The organism is Methylophilus sp. DMC16 (genome assembly GCF_056314045.1).
Map to the genome: position 1 here is coordinate 126489 of NZ_JBQUZC010000001.1, position 14279 is coordinate 140767.

Consider the following 14279-nt stretch of genomic DNA (forward strand, 5'->3'; position numbering starts at 1 on the left):
CTCGCCGCAGCTGACGGTCAAATCCAATCAGGGTTATTGAATTATGTTACTGATCACCAAAACCTTTCAACGCTTTTTAGACTCGGAGCAGGCCAGCAGTGTCTTGCTAATGCTGGCTACCGTGCTGGCACTGCTGATCGCCAATAGTGTGTTTGCCAGCCACTATCATGCGTTCTGGCATCTGCACGGCTTGGGGCTCAGCCTGGAAGAGTGGGTGAATGATGGCTTGATGGCCGTGTTCTTCCTGCTAATTGGCTTGGAGCTCAAGCGCGAGTTATACGTAGGCGAGCTTTCCAGCGTCAACAACGCGCTGTTACCGACGATTGCCGCCATGGGCGGTATGATTGCCCCTGCCTTGATCTTTTGGCAGTTGAATCATGGCACGGCTTACCAGTCCGGCGTGGGTATCCCGATGGCCACCGATATTGCATTTGCCCTGGGTGTGCTCTCCATTTTAGGCAACCGTGTGCCGGCGCCGTTAAAAGTGTTTTTAGTCGCTTTTGCCGTCATTGACGATCTTGGCGCAGCCATCATGATCGCCGTGTTTTACACCGCCTCAATCTCGCTGCCGCACCTCCTGGCCGCGCTCACTGTGCTTGCCTTGCTGTTTGCGCTCAATCGCTTGCGTGTGCTGTCTATGCTGCCATACCTGCTCGGCGGGGCCTTTATGTGGTGGCTGACCCTGAAATCAGGCGTGCATGCGACGCTGGCGGGGATTGCGCTGGCGTTTGCCATTCCTTTTCAGCAGCTGGCCGAAGACGAGGATTCGCTTTCGCAACGGCTGGAACATGCCTTGCACTTGCCCGTTGCGTTCTTCATTCTGCCGGTTTTTGCCTTTGCCAATACCGGTGTTCATTTGGCAGCGGACAGTGTGCAATCAGTGTTTACGCATAGCAACAGCCTGGGCATTATGGCTGGCTTGATTGTGGGCAAGCCGGTGGGCATTATGCTGGCAGTGTGGCTTTCAGTGATTTTCGGGCTGTGCAAGTTACATCCGCCTTTGCGCTGGGCGCACATTCTGGGCGCTGGCATGTTGGGTGGTATCGGTTTTACCATGTCCATTTTTATTACCAACCTGGCTTTTGCTGGCATGGACGAGGCGATCAATCTTTCAAAAATGGCGATTTTGACCGGTTCGCTGCTGTCTGGACTCCTTGGCTGGGGATGGCTGAAGTGGACGCTGGGTCGCAGCCCGCGCTGATTTTTGGTAGCAGGCAGTTATCAGTAAAATCATGAGTGGTTTTTAAGCCAGCTACGCAAGTGATTTCTTGCCCTGCGGCGTATAGTGATTCTTAACGAGATGCCCATTGCCTCTCTTAATCACTCAAGGAGATTTATTATGTGGACTAAACCAGCAGCGACTGAAATGCGTTTTGGCTTTGAAGTCACCATGTATGTGATGAACAAATAATTCTGACCAAGGTTTTATTGCAAAACACCCGGTGTTAACCGGGTGTTTTGTTTTGGGCCGACGTTTTGTTGTGGTCAGGCTAAAAAGCAACGCGCAATACCACCGTTATCGCGGCGGTTAAATCTCTATAGATTTTGTGACGCTATCGCCTTCAGCCAGAAGGGTCAGTTTCGTCAAGTCCCAGTCAGGCTGTTCTGCTGCCAGGCGGCTACGGCCAAGTCGGTAGGCTTCTTCTACACTCAGCGCCAATACATTGGTTTCCCAGACACGCTCACTGGCATCGGGTGCGCCTTGCCAGGCGCTGATATAAAAAATGGCCATACTCACTCCTTGATTAACATGCTACAGACCATAGGCCGTCTGCATGCGGTTGAGACACATAGAACGTGTCAGTACGAATATCAGCAAAGTATCGCGCTGCCCGGCCAGACGCTCGTGTGATTTTACCTGTGACTTTCGCTGTGAGTTTTTCTGACCCATGCCTGCTGACCAGCGTTATCGGGGCTCACAATTCTTACAGCAAACTCAGTCTTGCTTTGATAGTGAGGGGAACCCTCGCCCGCCACACTCTCCGCTTAAGGTCACTGCATGAACCATCACCGTTGAGAGGAGACAGACATGATAGATGCCCGTGAAATTAAACCCGATATGCCCGTCACCACCGCCCAGTCCGAGCATGTCGCTGTGGTTGATCATATGGTCAGCGACGACCTGATCAAACTTAAACAAGACACGTCTGGCGTGCATCACTTTATCCCGGTGAGCTGGGTGATTTCGACTGAGGGCGGTATCGTGAAAATTAACCGGACGCTGGCGCAGGTGACCACAGACTGGGCCACTGAGGCATCATCCTGAGTTTGCCCTGCATCAAGGCTTAGGCGATGTGCACACGTGGACGGCGCTTGCCTGGATTTGCCCGTGAGCTCAATGTGTTGGACGTGAAACATCGCTAAACATCCGCTTCTAAGCCGCGCGCACAGCCAAAACAAAGACCTGCGGTAAGCAGGTCTTCGCTATCAGGGTGCGCCAGTGCAGGGTGTGACTTTCTGGCCTGGTTTAAGAATGCGCATCGGCCTCTGCCTGCGCGGCATCCCGCAATTTCTTCACCTCGTCATGATTGCGTTTTGCGCCTTCGAGCTGACGAACAACCACAGTACGGATATGGGTTGGCAAATCCATTTCAGCGGCTTCTTGGTAAGCCTTCAGCGCCACATCCTCGCCGCGTTCGGTTTCATTAAGCACCGACAGCGTATTGTTGCTGGTGAGGGCTGTTTTAAGATCTATCCAGTGTCTGTGCAGCGCGCCGCCCAAGCTGGTTGAGGCGGCGGGTTCGCCCCCCTGCGAGCGCACCAGCCCTTGCAACTCTTGTACCCTGGCCGCCACCTCTTGCGAGCGCCGCATGAAAAAAGCCTTGAGTTGGGGATGATCTACATTCTCAGCCGATGCGCGAAACCCTTCTTCGCCATCGCGGGATACCTCAATCAAATCGTTCAGGGTAGCAATGAAATCGTCTCTGTCTGTCATGTCTCAGTCTCCAAAAGCGGTTGTTGATGGTGAGAAGATCTGAGTATGCGACAGCACAGCCTGGCCCCCCATCGGATGAATGCGCAAGCTGGTGTAAGAATGGCTATCTATAGGCACGCTTATCTGGGCAGATAGGCCCCTTTCTCCCACCTGGCCACGCCAAGGGGCTGCTTATGTTTCCGTCGGCCAACGTAAATTCTGACAGTCAGATCAGCCTGTTGCGGGTATGGATGCGGCTGTCCTGCTTGCATAATGGCGCATCGTTCTTTACAGGAGATGATGATGAATCTCATCCGTTTATTCGACTATGTGACACCGCGTAGTGAGCAGCCCAAGGTGCTCGCGATGCCAAAACCTGGTGTCACGCAGTTGCTGATATTTTATATATTGCCACTGTCCTTGATCCCATGTATCACGATGTACTTGCGGCTGGATCATCAGGTGCCCAAATTGTTTTTTGACCAATTACCAGGTAACCGCTTGCTGATGGTGAGCGTCGAGTTGTTGTTTCTGCAATTGCTGCTGGTGCTGGTGATGGCATGGATTACACAGCATCTGGCGCAGATGGTGGGTGTGAAGCCTGGCTTCCGGGATGCGCTGTTGTTAATCACGCTGGCGACAACCCCGCTGTGGCTGACTTCGCTGTTTTACCTGGTCCCCAGCCTGAGCGTTAATGTGCTGGTGCATGGGGTGGCGGCGCTGATTGCCGTTGCGCTGGTCTACCGCGGTGTGCGCTATGTGTTTGGCATCCGTGAGCGTGGGGCACTGTTCTCACTCACCTTGGCCATTATCTGCACCGCAGGGTTGGGCTTTGGCGTGATTCTGATCGGCTCGTTGATTTCGTGGGAAACCATTGAACAACTGCAATTTTCCGTCAAAAAACTGTAGCCAAGCGGTCGGCAGCGGCTATCATTTTCCTCCCCTGGTCAGGGTGCCGACAGGTTTGGCGGCTCAACGTGGTCGGGGCCGGGATCAGGCCATGCGTCAGCGCATAGCGGATCAACGCCGCATTATTGGTCACCCCCATTTTGCGCAAGATTTTGGCGCGGAAGACACTGACAGAGCCCGGCGCGATGGCAAGCTCGTCTGCCACGGCATTGACCGGTTGGCCTTTGATCAGTTTGAACAAGACCTGTAACTCCCGCAACGATAACTGCTCATGCCGCATGGGTTGTGACTCCGTCAATAGTTGGTGGTGGCGCGGCATCAGGCAGGATTTTCCGCGCGCAATGCTGCGGATGGCTGGAATCACCTGCGAACTTTGCGTGGTATAAGGCAGATAGCCATGACAGCCCAGACGGATAAAATGAATCATGCGGTCAGGCCGCTCACTGCCATTGATCACCAGAATCGGCAGCCCCGGTGCGGCATGTTTGAGATCGCACAAAACTTCAAGACCATTTTGGTTGGGGGCCGAAATGTCCAGAATAATCGCATCCAGCGGTTGCTGATGGATCAGGCGAATCGCTTCGCGCACCGTGGGCACTTCGTAAAGCAGCTGCAGGCGCAGATCATTTTGTAACAGGGTGTGTAATGCGTGATGGCTCAGGGCATGACCATAAATCAGTAATAATTTTTTCATGGCGGTCTCGTCTCGTTTCTGTGTGATCAAAACCGGCACGCGAATACCGGGGCTTAAAACGCCTTCCAGTTATTTTTTAATGTTTTTAATTTTTAATCTTGTGCGGCTACGGTCGCATGCACACCGCTGGTTGCTTTCTTATTCTCAGAGGCGTTCGAGTCGGTATGTCGGGCAGTTTTATGGCTGCCTTTGACATTCCAGATCACATTGCCGACATCATCTGCCACCAGCAACTGGCCTTTTTTATCAACAATCACACCGACGGGACGCCCCCGTGCCTGCCCGTCTGCATTCAAAAACTCGGTCAGTACATCAATGGGTTGCCCAGCGGGCTTGCCTGCTTCAAACGGCACAAAAATGACTTTATAGCCGTTGTAAGGCTGACGGTTCCAGGAGCCGTGCTGGCCGACAAACATGCCGTTTTGAAATTGCTCGGGCAGCTGATTGCCTTTGGCCGGGAATAGGCCCAGTGAAGCCGTGTGTGTGCCCAGTGCATAATCAGGAGGGATCGCTGTGGCAACCAGATCTGGGCGGGGCGGTTGTACCCGCTCATCTACATGTTGGCCGTAGTAGCTGTAGGGCCAGCCATAAAAGCCATTCTGTTTGACCGAGGTCATGTAATCCGGTACCAGGTCACTGCCGAGTTCGTCTCGCTCATTGACCACGACCCACAAGTCGCCTGTATGCGGTTCCCAGACCATGCCATTCGGATTGCGCAAGCCGGAAGCATAGATGTGATGCTGGCCAGAGACTGCATCGACCTCCCAAATAGCCGCCCGCTCTTTTTCTTCGTCCATGCCGTTTTCACCGACATTGCTGTTGGAGCCGACGCTAACATAGAGTTTGCTGCCATCTGGCGCGGGCAAAATATTTTTGGTCCAATGATGATTGCGTTCTGCGGGCAGGTCGGTGACTTTGGTGGGGGCGGCGGTAATTTCAGTCTGGCCTGGCTGATAAGGGAATTTGATCAAGGCATCAGCGTTGGCCACATAAAAGGTGTCCCCAATCAGGGCCATGCCAAACGGCGAATGCAGGTCTTTGATAAAGACATGTCGTTCTTCTGCCACGCCATCGCCGTCATTGTCGCGCAGCAGCATGATGCGGTTCATGCTCTCAGCCCCTGCGCCGCCGTCTTTCATAAACAGGCTGGCAATCCAGCTTTTGAGGCTGAACCCTTCTTTGTTAGGCGGGTGATTGGTTTCTGCCACCAGAATATCGCCATTAGGCAACTCATACAGCCAGCGCGGGTGATGCAGGTCGCTGGCAAACGCGACCACATGGGTGCCTGGCGCAGAGGCTGGTTTTTCACCTTGCGGCCAGCCAACCGCTTTTGCCACATGGACGGTGGGAAGCCAGCTGGCATGATAGGAGGACAGGTCTGGTGCTGGCCCGTAGCTGGCCGACTCAGGCAGTTGGGCCGGTGGCGAACAGGCACTCAGTCCCAGCAGGCAACCGCTGATCAGGGACAGTTGAAAACGGGGCGGACGGTCTGTGGCGGTGTGCATCGTGTACTCCTCTCTATCATCTGTTTCTGGTCTTTGCCAGACTGGTTTTCATGGCATGGCCTGCCAGATGGCAGCTAGCGCCGGGTCGCCACAATCTGGTGAATGCCGGTGAGTCCCTGTTCAAACTGGATCAGGCTGGCGGTCAGATACAGTCGCCAGGCACGGTAACTGCGTTCGCCCAGGGTGCGGGTGATGTCCTGGTGTTGCGACGTCAGTCCACTCAGCCAGTGGCGCAGGGTCTGAACAAAATGCTGGCGCAGCCCCTCAATGTTAAATACCTCAAACTGGGCGGCATCCATACACTGCAGTAGCTGTGGAAAGGTGGCCAACTTGCCTTGCGGGAACAACTGCTGATTCACTAGCGTATGGGCGGGGTCCTCAGGCTGCCAGGCTGCGCGCTCGTTGGTCATGCCATGGCTCAAAAACAAGCCGCCCGGTGTCAGCGCGGCATGGACTGTATTCAAGAACGCAGGCAAATGCGGTTCACCTACGTGTTCGGCGACCCCGATACACACGGCTTTGTCGTACTGGCCTTGTGCCGCCACAGCGCGATAGTCGCCAGGGATCAGTGTCACCAGATGGGTGAGTTGTTCGCTTTGGATCAGCTGGCTGGCATAGGCATATTGGGCAGGGTTCTGGATATAAGCATGCACAAAGACCCCGTAATGCTTGGCGGCCCAGCAGGCCAGTCCGCCCCAGCCGCCACTGAGGTCGAGCAAATGGTCACCGTGTTGCAAACGCAGCTTCAGGCAAATCAGTTCCAGCTGGTTTTGTTGCGCCTGCCCGAGCTCACGCGTTTGGCCACAAAAATAGGCGCAGGAATGCAGCATACGTTCATCCAGCCAATGGCGATAAAACTCAGCCGGCGCATTGTAGTTGAGCGGCAACAGACCAGACTTTGGTACAGCGCCGTGGCTAGGTGGTATTGGTGCCAGCGCACGTAATGCACGCGCGAGTGTGGTGGCCAAGGGGATAGGCAGAGACTGGAAGTATTCCAGGCATTGCAGTGCGGCGTGAAAGTCGCCCACGACCTGGATGTGACCGTCTATATACGCAGTCATCCAGGGGACGGGTGTGGTCAACAAGTGAGGATCACGTACCAGTTCTGCAGACAGTGACAGCGTAAATGCCGGTGATTGCTCGCCCACATATATCAACTGGTCATTCCATAAACGCAGGGCAAACGCATCTGTATAGTCTTCAAATAGCTGATTCAGCAGTAATTGGGCCTGGGTCAAGGCCTGTTGTTCTTCTTGTTGCCTGGTCTGATGCCAATGCCAAAACTGCTCCAGCGTCAGGGCATCCAGTGGGCGTGCCTCCAGAGGCAGCACATTAATAGGGCGGTTGTACATGGGTGACTCCTCACAGTTGTCCGTGTTTCCGTCAAAAAATAAAGCCCCGCTTTGACTGCTGCGTTGCGTCAAATGAAGATGTCGATGAACTTTCACGTCGCCGCCGCAGTAAAAAAGCAGGTGGTTTGAATGTGTCTTCAGGCCTGAAGTGTAAGAAAAGCGCCCAAGCAGCCAATATAGGCACATGACTGATTGTCATGTCAGACCTGTCTGACAGTGTAGGCGGGGTGTCTTTTGCGGGCGGAATGCCTCGTCCCGTCATGCTTGTCTCAAGACCGTGACACCCATGAATGTTGCCCGTTTCCCTGTCCGACAACTCCTACAATAAATTGCGCCGTTGTGACATGGGCACTGGTTTCGCTTTTCTCCATAATCGTTTACACATTCATTTTTCCAATCACCCTTACCATTGAGGAGACCATCATGAGATTAAAAACTGGCCTGGAAAATCGTCCAATGGCTACCTTGCCTCAAGCAAGCCCGAATGCAACATTGCGTGCTATGGCCTTGCTGGTGTTAGTCACCGGCCTGGCTGCCTGCGACAAGCAAACCACGGCTTCCGGCGATCCCTCTGCTAAAACCGAGGCGGCTGCAAGCACTGAAACGATCAAGTTTGTCACCACCCAGGATGGCTCGCCATTAGAAATCAAGCCCGAATTGTTTGATACGCCAGCCGCCAAAGAATTTTTAGCGACAGGTAAGAACCCTTATGTCGGTAAAGAAGATGCGATTGCAGCAGGTAAAAAAATCTTCCAACTATATTCTTGCACCCAATGCCATGGCCCGGAAGCTGGTGGGCAAGTGGGCCCTGCGCTCACCGGCCCCAACTATAACTATGCCAAAGACGCCACCAATAAAGGCATGTTTGAAACCGTGTGGCATGGCACCAATGGCGGCATGGGGGCCAAAGGCAAAGGCTTGATGGACCCTTCAGACCCGAATAACGGCATCACCCCGGATGAGTTACTCAAAGTCATTGCCTGGATCCGTAGCCACGGCCAACTGACCGGCAATGAAGACGCCGCTTCGTGATAATCCTACAAATTTGAGGTCGCTAGGCTGACATACAGCCTGCCCGTGCATCCTTAGCATAGAAGCATGCCTGTCTGACCAGACAGGTTTTCTTCTTCTTTGATAAGGATGCCCCTATGAACAATCCCCTTTCTTTTTTGATCGCAGCCCTGTTGGTGGCTAGCAGTGTGCCCAGCCTGGCTGCGGATCATGTCTCTCCCGATGCCGTGCCTCCGGCGCAAAAACAAAAAAACCAGGTGCCGGATACCACCAAAAACGGTAACTATCTGGAGCCGCAGCAAGATAATAATAATCTGCCGCCCAACACCAAAGACACCGCCAGCCAGCCGCAAAATGCCCAGTCTTCCAAGCCTGGCAATATGGAAAAAAGCAAACGCTTTCAGCAGGATCCGAAACAGGGTGGCACCGACGTCAAGTAACGATCACGAGCTTAAGCCCCTTGCTGCATACTGAGTGTCGGTAGCAACAGACCCGTGCGGCCCCGAACCTATCTTCATCCATGGGTTGCGCGGCATAAAAAAATGCCCCTAGCCATGGCTGGCACAGGGGCAACGGAGAGAAGATCGTAGCGTGGGGACTTATTGTGCGACCACAATATCGTCTTTCACAGCAGTCACACCTTTGACATTTTTAGCCAATTGCACTGCTTTATCTGCTTCGGCCTTAGTTTTAGCCACGCCAGATAATTGCACCAAGCCATTGCTGTCGGTTTCAACTTTGATATCGGTGGCACTCACGGCTTTGTCCTTGGCCAAGGCCGCCTTTACTTTGGCCGTGATCACGGTGTCTTCTACCTTGGTACCAATGGAGTCGCCATCCGCGGCAAAACTTGCCATCGGCAACAATAAAGCACTTACCAGCAAAATGGATTTCAATGTCGTTTTCATGTGCAGTCCTTTCAAAATCATCGAGCTCTCATTATTCAAAAAACGCGCAGGGCCAGCCATACACCAGATTCTGATCCTGCCGTAGGAGTTGACTGACGACGTTTGTAAGTACGATAAGATAGCGCTTTAGCGCTTCACTCACCGTTGAAATCTTTTTTACCATGACCACCACTGTTCCGTTGCTACATCATCAAGTCTTGAACGCGTCCAATGAACACTCAGGCACGCCTTTGTTATTGCTCCATGGTTTGTTTGGCTCCGCCGACAATTGGGGCAGTATTGCCAGATATTTCGCCCAGAAGCGCTCGGTGATCAGTGTCGATTTGCGTAACCATGGCCGCTCATCTCACCATGACTCGCAAACCTATGCAGAAATGGCAGCGGATGTGCTGGCGGTGTGTGAGCATTTGAACCTGGCAAAAGTGCATGTACTGGGCCATTCACTGGGCGGCAAGGTGGCCATGCAGTTTGCCATGCAATGGCCGCAACGCGTGAGCAAGCTGATTGTGGTGGATATGGCCATGCACGCTTATGCCGACGTGCACACGCCGCTCATAGACGCCATGCTGGCGGTAGACTTGCACCAGTGTGCCTCTCGCAGTGACGTAGATAAAGCGCTCGCTCCCGCTATCCCCAACCTGATGGTGCGCCAGTTCTTGCTCACCAATCTGCATAAGGTGGATGATCGCTTGCAGTGGCGGCTCAATCTCGCGGCCCTCAAAGCCAATTATGGGCAACTGCAGTCAGCACTTTTGCCGCCAGTGGCCACTGGCCTGACGATGCCTAGTCTGTTTATTCGCGGGGAGCGGAGTGATTATGTCAATGCGCAAGACATGCACACAATTAGCCAGCACTTTACTCAAGCCAGCTTTGTCAGCCTGCCCACCGATCATTGGGTGCATGCAGAACAGCCGCAATTATTTATGCAAACAGTAGAAGCGTTTCTGGCGGAATAATGCTTTAGTCTCTACTGGTGAAAATCATGAGTCTGATTCAGGTAAAACTGCGCTCAACAATTTTCAAGCAGGCGCTCATACTAGCCACACGTTTGAGTGTTAACTTTTTGGGAGATCTACCATGTGGACTAAACCAGCAGCGACTGAAATGCGTTTTGGCTTTGAAGTGACTATGTACGTAATGAACAAATAATTTTAGCTGAGGCTAAAATGACAAAAGCCCGACTCGCTGTCGGGCTTTTTATTTGGGGCACAGGCATTAGAAATGCATGGTGAGTGTGACTTCTGCGCGGCGCGGCGCGCCAGGCGCGTTCAGATAGTTGACGAATCCATGACCAGAAGCGTAATACGCTTTATCCGTGATATTTTTCAAGTTAAGGGCCAAATCATAACGCTTGCTGCGATAGATGGCGGCTGCATCTGCTGTCATATAGCTGCCTAGCGCCACCAGGTTGTCGTTAGACGCATAGCGATTGCCCACATAATTTAAGCCTCCGCCCAAGTTCCAGCCTTCGTTTAACTGATACATCAGCCACAAGTTTGCACTGTTTTTTGGGGTCAGCGCTGCGCGGTTCCCTTGCAGTGGTACGCCGTTTTGTACCGCGACAGATTCGGTAATGCGCGCATCCAGATATGCATAGCCCGCGAATATTTGCCATTTAGGTGCAATCTCACCTGACATCGTAAGCTCCAGGCCTTCGGTCAACTGTTTGCCTACGCCTATCAACACATTCGTCACCGGGTTAACGCCTTTAATGTTTTCGCGCTCCAGGTGGAAAATCGAAGCCGTCGTGGAGAGCTTGCCATTGAAAAAGTCAGTTTTAGTGCCGACCTCAATGTTATTGGTCTCTTCTGGTGCCATTTGGCTCTGATCTCGCGAAAAATTCAGTGTTTCACCAGAAGGCTGGTAGGAGCGGCTCAGTGAAACGTAGTACGACTGCCAGCCATTGGGCTGGTAGACCAGCCCTGCACGTGGGCTCCAGGTATGGTCAGTCCGTTCTGGATCAACATTCGACAGCCGATCTTCCACTTTTTGCACAAACTTGTCATGACGAGTGCCGACCAATGCTTTCCAATGCTCAGACAATGTAATCATGTCTTGAATATAAAGGCCAGCAACCTGCAGCGTGGTTTGATTATTCATAAAGGGATTGTTGCTGCGCACACCAAATTGCGACAGACTTGGAAGAACAGGGTCAAACAGCGAGACGGACACCGTCGGGTTGCTCCAGCCCCAGCGTTTTTGTATTTTTTTCTGTTCGCTCACCTCAAGCCCATACAGTAATTGATGCTGCATGCCAGCTAATTCAGCTTTCTGTAACAATTCCAGCTGATTAGACCAGCCATCGTCCTGACGGTATACCTGATTATGGAGTAGCGTAGCCGTTTTGAGGGCTTCATTCACCGCTGAGACCTGCGTATTGTTACGATCCAGTTCATAGTTGTATGCGCCAAACATATTGCGGACAGTGAAATTATCATTCACCTTATGCGTGAACAGTGCACGCCCAGAAAGCACATCTGCGTCTGAATAATCATCATCTCGCGCATTGCGGGAGCCATAGTAAGCGCTAGGACTCACCTTTAACGGTTTGCCCTGGTAGGCAGGGATGCCTGCATCAGTAATGCGCCTGTCATGCAGTTTTTCAACCTGCAACAACAAGCTGGTATCTTCACCCAGTTGCAAGTGCAAGGAAGGGGCGAGGTTTTGCCGTTCCAGAAAGCCCTGGCTTCTAAAACTGCCAGAATCCTCAACGGCGCCGTTGATCCTGAAGGCCGCTGAATCCCCCAGTTTGTCGCCGACATCAAACTCGCCGCGGCGCTGTTTGTAAGAGCCGCCGTTGAGTTTAATGGTGCGGATGGTCTCGCCAGGTTTTTTTGTGATACGGTTAATCAAGCCGCCAGAAGAGCCACGCCCATACAATACCGCGGCTGGCCCCTTGAGCACTTCCACGCGCTCAATATTCGCCAGGTCACGGTAATACAGCGCGTCATCACGCATGCCATCAATATACATGTCGCCCATCGCATCAAAGCCACGAATCACAAACTGATCACGCTGGCCGTCACCCAGATTCAGCGAGACGCCAGGCACGTTCTTCAATACATCCTGTAACGAGTGCGCGGCCTGGTCCTGAATGATTTGCGCAGGGACCACATCGACAGTTTGCGGAATATCCCGCAGCGGTGCAGCAATCTTGGTCGCCGTGCTATTCACCAGCGGTTGATAGTCCGTGAGGCTGCTTTTCTTTTCCTTGACCGTGACCTCGGGCAAAGTGTCAGACTCGGTATCATTTTTTGCAGCGTCGGCTGCTTGCGCATATGTCGCCTGGGTTGCACTGGCCAAAAGCAAAGCCAGCGCAATCGGCCGTAACGTCGATGAGTGGTAATACATGAAAACTCCCATTGGATAAAAGGCTCTGCCAGGCAGAGAGGCGTGCGGTTGAGTCTAGGCTCAACTTCTGTTAATGGTAATGATAACGATTTTCATTAATAATTTGAAGGATGCAGCAAAGAATTTGCTTCTGTTAACATCAGGCTGGTGAAAATCATGAGTTGCATTCGCGTAAAAGCGCGCTCAACAAAAGGCTGGCGGGCAGGCATACTGGCTAAACGTTTGATTGATTGTTAACTTTATCTAGGAGATCTACCATGTGGACTAAACCAGCAGCGACTGAAATGCGTTTTGGCTTTGAAGTGACTATGTACGTAATGAACAAATAATTTTAGCTGAGGCTAAAATGACAAAAGCCCGACTCGCTGTCGGGCTTTTTTGTATTCTAATTTGATAACTTATGTTAATTTTGTATGGCTGATTTGCCTGAAACATTAGGGAGTGACCGTTCGGTAACTTTACATTTATCATCTGATGATATATAAATGCAAGACGATCATACATTAAATACATTGCTGGAAATGCATGACACCCTCTATGTCTTAGAAGGGGGATACTGGCTCAAGTTTGAAGTATGGCAAGTGCGTGTATCTGATGCCATTCCCCACGGCATCCGCTATTCACTCACATTGCATGATAAGCACGGAAAGCGGCTCATGGGTTATGACAATAGTCATGCCGTCAAACCGCCCAAAAAGTTTAAATATGCGGGGCAACGCCTGCCTTATGACCATCAGCACAGACACGCCACTGATCAAGGTGTGCCCTATGCATTCAAAGATGCCGGGCAATTGCTCACTGATTTTTTTGCAGAAGTTGAGCGCCTGTTAAAGGAACTGAAATGAATCATCGAATCACCATTGGTATCATGTCTGAAGTGCAGTTTCGTGAGCGCATGCTGGCGATAGCGCGTGGTGAATACCAACCCGCCGCAGATGAACCCAAAATCTGGTTTTCATCCATGAAGTCGCTGGCTGAAGTATTGAGTGACGAGAACCGTGCATTATTGAGAGTCATCCAAGATTCACAGCCCGCATCCATTACCGAGCTCGCCATCATTACGGGCCGAAAACAAAGTAATTTATCGCGCACTTTAAAAACCATGTCCCGTTATGGACTGGTGGAAATGTTACGCGAAAACCGTCAGGTAAAACCTGTTGTAAAAGCGACAGAATTTCAAATATTAGCTGCCTGAAATCTTACCCTGCGCTGGTGAAAATCATGAGCCAGTTTCAAGTAAAACAGCCCTGAACAAACATCAAAACGCAGCGCATACTGTTCACGCGTTGTACAGATTACCCCCCAACAAACTCAGGAGAAACACCATGTGGACTAAACCAGCAGCTACCGAAATGCGTTTTGGCTTTGAAGTAACCATGTACGTCATGAACAAATAATTTTAGCTGAGGCTAAAATGACAAAAACCCGACCAAGTGTCGGGTTTTTTGTTTGAAGGAGGTGCCTGTTTTACTATAAGACATGAGAGTTCTCCATCATGATTTTAAGATCGATAACAGAGTTCACCACCAGGTGGTAAGCCAAAGCAGTAGCCCCTCAAACAGAGAGAGCACGATTGATTGTACGTTAAACTAGTTGTATTCTTTGGTGATAAAAATCGTTAGATCACTTAGTGAT

At 51.9% G+C, this 14279-nt stretch carries 19 protein-coding genes; 12 read left to right on the forward strand and 7 right to left on the reverse strand.

Features of this window, described 5'->3' with window-relative positions; all coding sequences use genetic code 11:
• Positions 1-43: 43 nt before the first annotated feature.
• Together nhaA and pqqA (ACT53D_RS00590) are read left to right on the forward strand one after the other, a co-directional pair.
• On the forward strand, positions 44-1201 hold the full coding sequence (gene nhaA / locus ACT53D_RS00585) for a Na+/H+ antiporter NhaA (RefSeq protein ID WP_476153994.1): 1158 nt from the start codon (positions 44-46) through the stop codon (positions 1199-1201).
• 138 nt (positions 1202-1339) lie between these two features.
• On the forward strand, positions 1340-1411 hold the full coding sequence (gene pqqA / locus ACT53D_RS00590; protein ID WP_081624291.1) for a pyrroloquinoline quinone precursor peptide PqqA: 72 nt from the start codon (positions 1340-1342) through the stop codon (positions 1409-1411).
• Between the two features lie 117 nt (positions 1412-1528).
• Here the strand turns inward: pqqA (ACT53D_RS00590) and ACT53D_RS00595 are convergent, their stop codons facing one another.
• Positions 1529-1732: a hypothetical protein gene (locus ACT53D_RS00595; RefSeq protein WP_194748506.1), complete on the reverse strand. Its 204-nt coding sequence runs from the start codon at positions 1730-1732 to the stop codon at positions 1529-1531.
• Positions 1733-2029: 297 nt separating this feature from the next.
• On the opposite strand from ACT53D_RS00595, the gene ACT53D_RS00600 reads away from it, so the two are divergent.
• The gene (locus ACT53D_RS00600) at positions 2030-2266 is read left to right on the forward strand and encodes a DUF2171 domain-containing protein (protein ID WP_194748505.1); all 237 of its coding nucleotides are present in this window, start codon (positions 2030-2032) and stop codon (positions 2264-2266) included.
• A gap of 201 nt (positions 2267-2467) precedes the next feature.
• Here ACT53D_RS00600 and ACT53D_RS00605 read toward each other — a convergent pair whose 3' ends face one another.
• Positions 2468-2935 (reverse strand): PA2169 family four-helix-bundle protein, encoded by a 468-nt coding sequence (locus ACT53D_RS00605; protein ID WP_476153996.1) that lies wholly within the window; start codon positions 2933-2935, stop codon positions 2468-2470.
• Between the two features lie 282 nt (positions 2936-3217).
• Between ACT53D_RS00605 and ACT53D_RS00610 the strand changes: the two genes are divergently transcribed.
• Positions 3218-3823 (forward strand): Yip1 family protein, encoded by a 606-nt coding sequence (locus ACT53D_RS00610; RefSeq protein ID WP_476153998.1) that lies wholly within the window; start codon positions 3218-3220, stop codon positions 3821-3823.
• Here ACT53D_RS00610 and ACT53D_RS00615 read toward each other — a convergent pair.
• The 3 genes from ACT53D_RS00615 to ACT53D_RS00625 form a co-directional block, all read right to left on the reverse strand.
• Positions 3810-4517 carry a LuxR C-terminal-related transcriptional regulator gene (locus ACT53D_RS00615; protein WP_476154000.1) on the reverse strand — a complete coding sequence of 236 codons (708 nt, stop codon included), beginning with the start codon at positions 4515-4517 and terminating at the stop codon, positions 3810-3812. The genes ACT53D_RS00610 and ACT53D_RS00615 overlap by 14 nt on opposite strands.
• Before the next feature lie 92 nt (positions 4518-4609).
• Positions 4610-6022 (reverse strand): PQQ-dependent sugar dehydrogenase, encoded by a 1413-nt coding sequence (locus ACT53D_RS00620; RefSeq protein ID WP_476154002.1) that lies wholly within the window; start codon positions 6020-6022, stop codon positions 4610-4612.
• A gap of 74 nt (positions 6023-6096) precedes the next feature.
• On the reverse strand, positions 6097-7374 hold the full coding sequence (locus ACT53D_RS00625) for a class I SAM-dependent methyltransferase (protein WP_476154004.1): 1278 nt from the start codon (positions 7372-7374) through the stop codon (positions 6097-6099).
• Between the two features lie 501 nt (positions 7375-7875).
• Here ACT53D_RS00625 and ACT53D_RS00630 point away from each other — a divergent pair.
• Complete coding sequence (locus ACT53D_RS00630; protein WP_476155554.1) at positions 7876-8406, forward strand: c-type cytochrome; 531 nt, start codon at positions 7876-7878, stop codon at positions 8404-8406.
• A 116-nt stretch (positions 8407-8522) separates the two neighbouring features.
• On the forward strand, positions 8523-8825 hold the full coding sequence (locus tag ACT53D_RS00635) for a hypothetical protein (RefSeq protein ID WP_313986739.1): 303 nt from the start codon (positions 8523-8525) through the stop codon (positions 8823-8825).
• Positions 8826-8984: 159 nt separating this feature from the next.
• Here the strand turns inward: ACT53D_RS00635 and ACT53D_RS00640 are convergent, their stop codons facing one another.
• Positions 8985-9293 (reverse strand): BON domain-containing protein, encoded by a 309-nt coding sequence (locus ACT53D_RS00640; RefSeq protein WP_194748498.1) that lies wholly within the window; start codon positions 9291-9293, stop codon positions 8985-8987.
• 161 nt (positions 9294-9454) lie between these two features.
• Between ACT53D_RS00640 and ACT53D_RS00645 the strand changes: the two genes are divergently transcribed.
• Positions 9455-10249 (forward strand): alpha/beta fold hydrolase, encoded by a 795-nt coding sequence (locus ACT53D_RS00645; protein ID WP_476154006.1) that lies wholly within the window; start codon positions 9455-9457, stop codon positions 10247-10249.
• A gap of 121 nt (positions 10250-10370) precedes the next feature.
• A complete protein-coding gene (gene pqqA / locus ACT53D_RS00650; protein ID WP_081624291.1) occupies positions 10371-10442 on the forward strand; it encodes a pyrroloquinoline quinone precursor peptide PqqA in 72 nt (23 codons plus the stop codon).
• Positions 10443-10508: 66 nt separating this feature from the next.
• Here the strand turns inward: pqqA (ACT53D_RS00650) and ACT53D_RS00655 are convergent, their stop codons facing one another.
• Positions 10509-12644 carry a TonB-dependent receptor gene (locus ACT53D_RS00655; RefSeq protein WP_476154008.1) on the reverse strand — a complete coding sequence of 712 codons (2136 nt, stop codon included), beginning with the start codon at positions 12642-12644 and terminating at the stop codon, positions 10509-10511.
• 257 nt (positions 12645-12901) lie between these two features.
• Between ACT53D_RS00655 and pqqA (ACT53D_RS00660) the strand changes: the two genes are divergently transcribed.
• The 4 genes from pqqA (ACT53D_RS00660) (at position 12902) to pqqA (ACT53D_RS00675) (ending at position 14041) form a co-directional block, all read left to right on the forward strand.
• Positions 12902-12973: a pyrroloquinoline quinone precursor peptide PqqA gene (gene pqqA, locus ACT53D_RS00660; protein WP_081624291.1), complete on the forward strand. Its 72-nt coding sequence runs from the start codon at positions 12902-12904 to the stop codon at positions 12971-12973.
• Positions 12974-13129: 156 nt separating this feature from the next.
• Positions 13130-13489: a toxin-antitoxin system TumE family protein gene (locus ACT53D_RS00665; RefSeq protein WP_275356113.1), complete on the forward strand. Its 360-nt coding sequence runs from the start codon at positions 13130-13132 to the stop codon at positions 13487-13489.
• Positions 13486-13839, forward strand: a complete 354-nt coding sequence (locus ACT53D_RS00670) for an HVO_A0114 family putative DNA-binding protein (protein WP_313986724.1) — start codon at positions 13486-13488, stop codon at positions 13837-13839. The genes ACT53D_RS00665 and ACT53D_RS00670 overlap by 4 nt, the downstream gene beginning before the upstream one ends.
• Positions 13840-13969: 130 nt before the next feature.
• Positions 13970-14041 (forward strand): pyrroloquinoline quinone precursor peptide PqqA, encoded by a 72-nt coding sequence (gene pqqA / locus ACT53D_RS00675; protein ID WP_081624291.1) that lies wholly within the window; start codon positions 13970-13972, stop codon positions 14039-14041.
• Positions 14042-14279 lie beyond the last annotated feature (238 nt).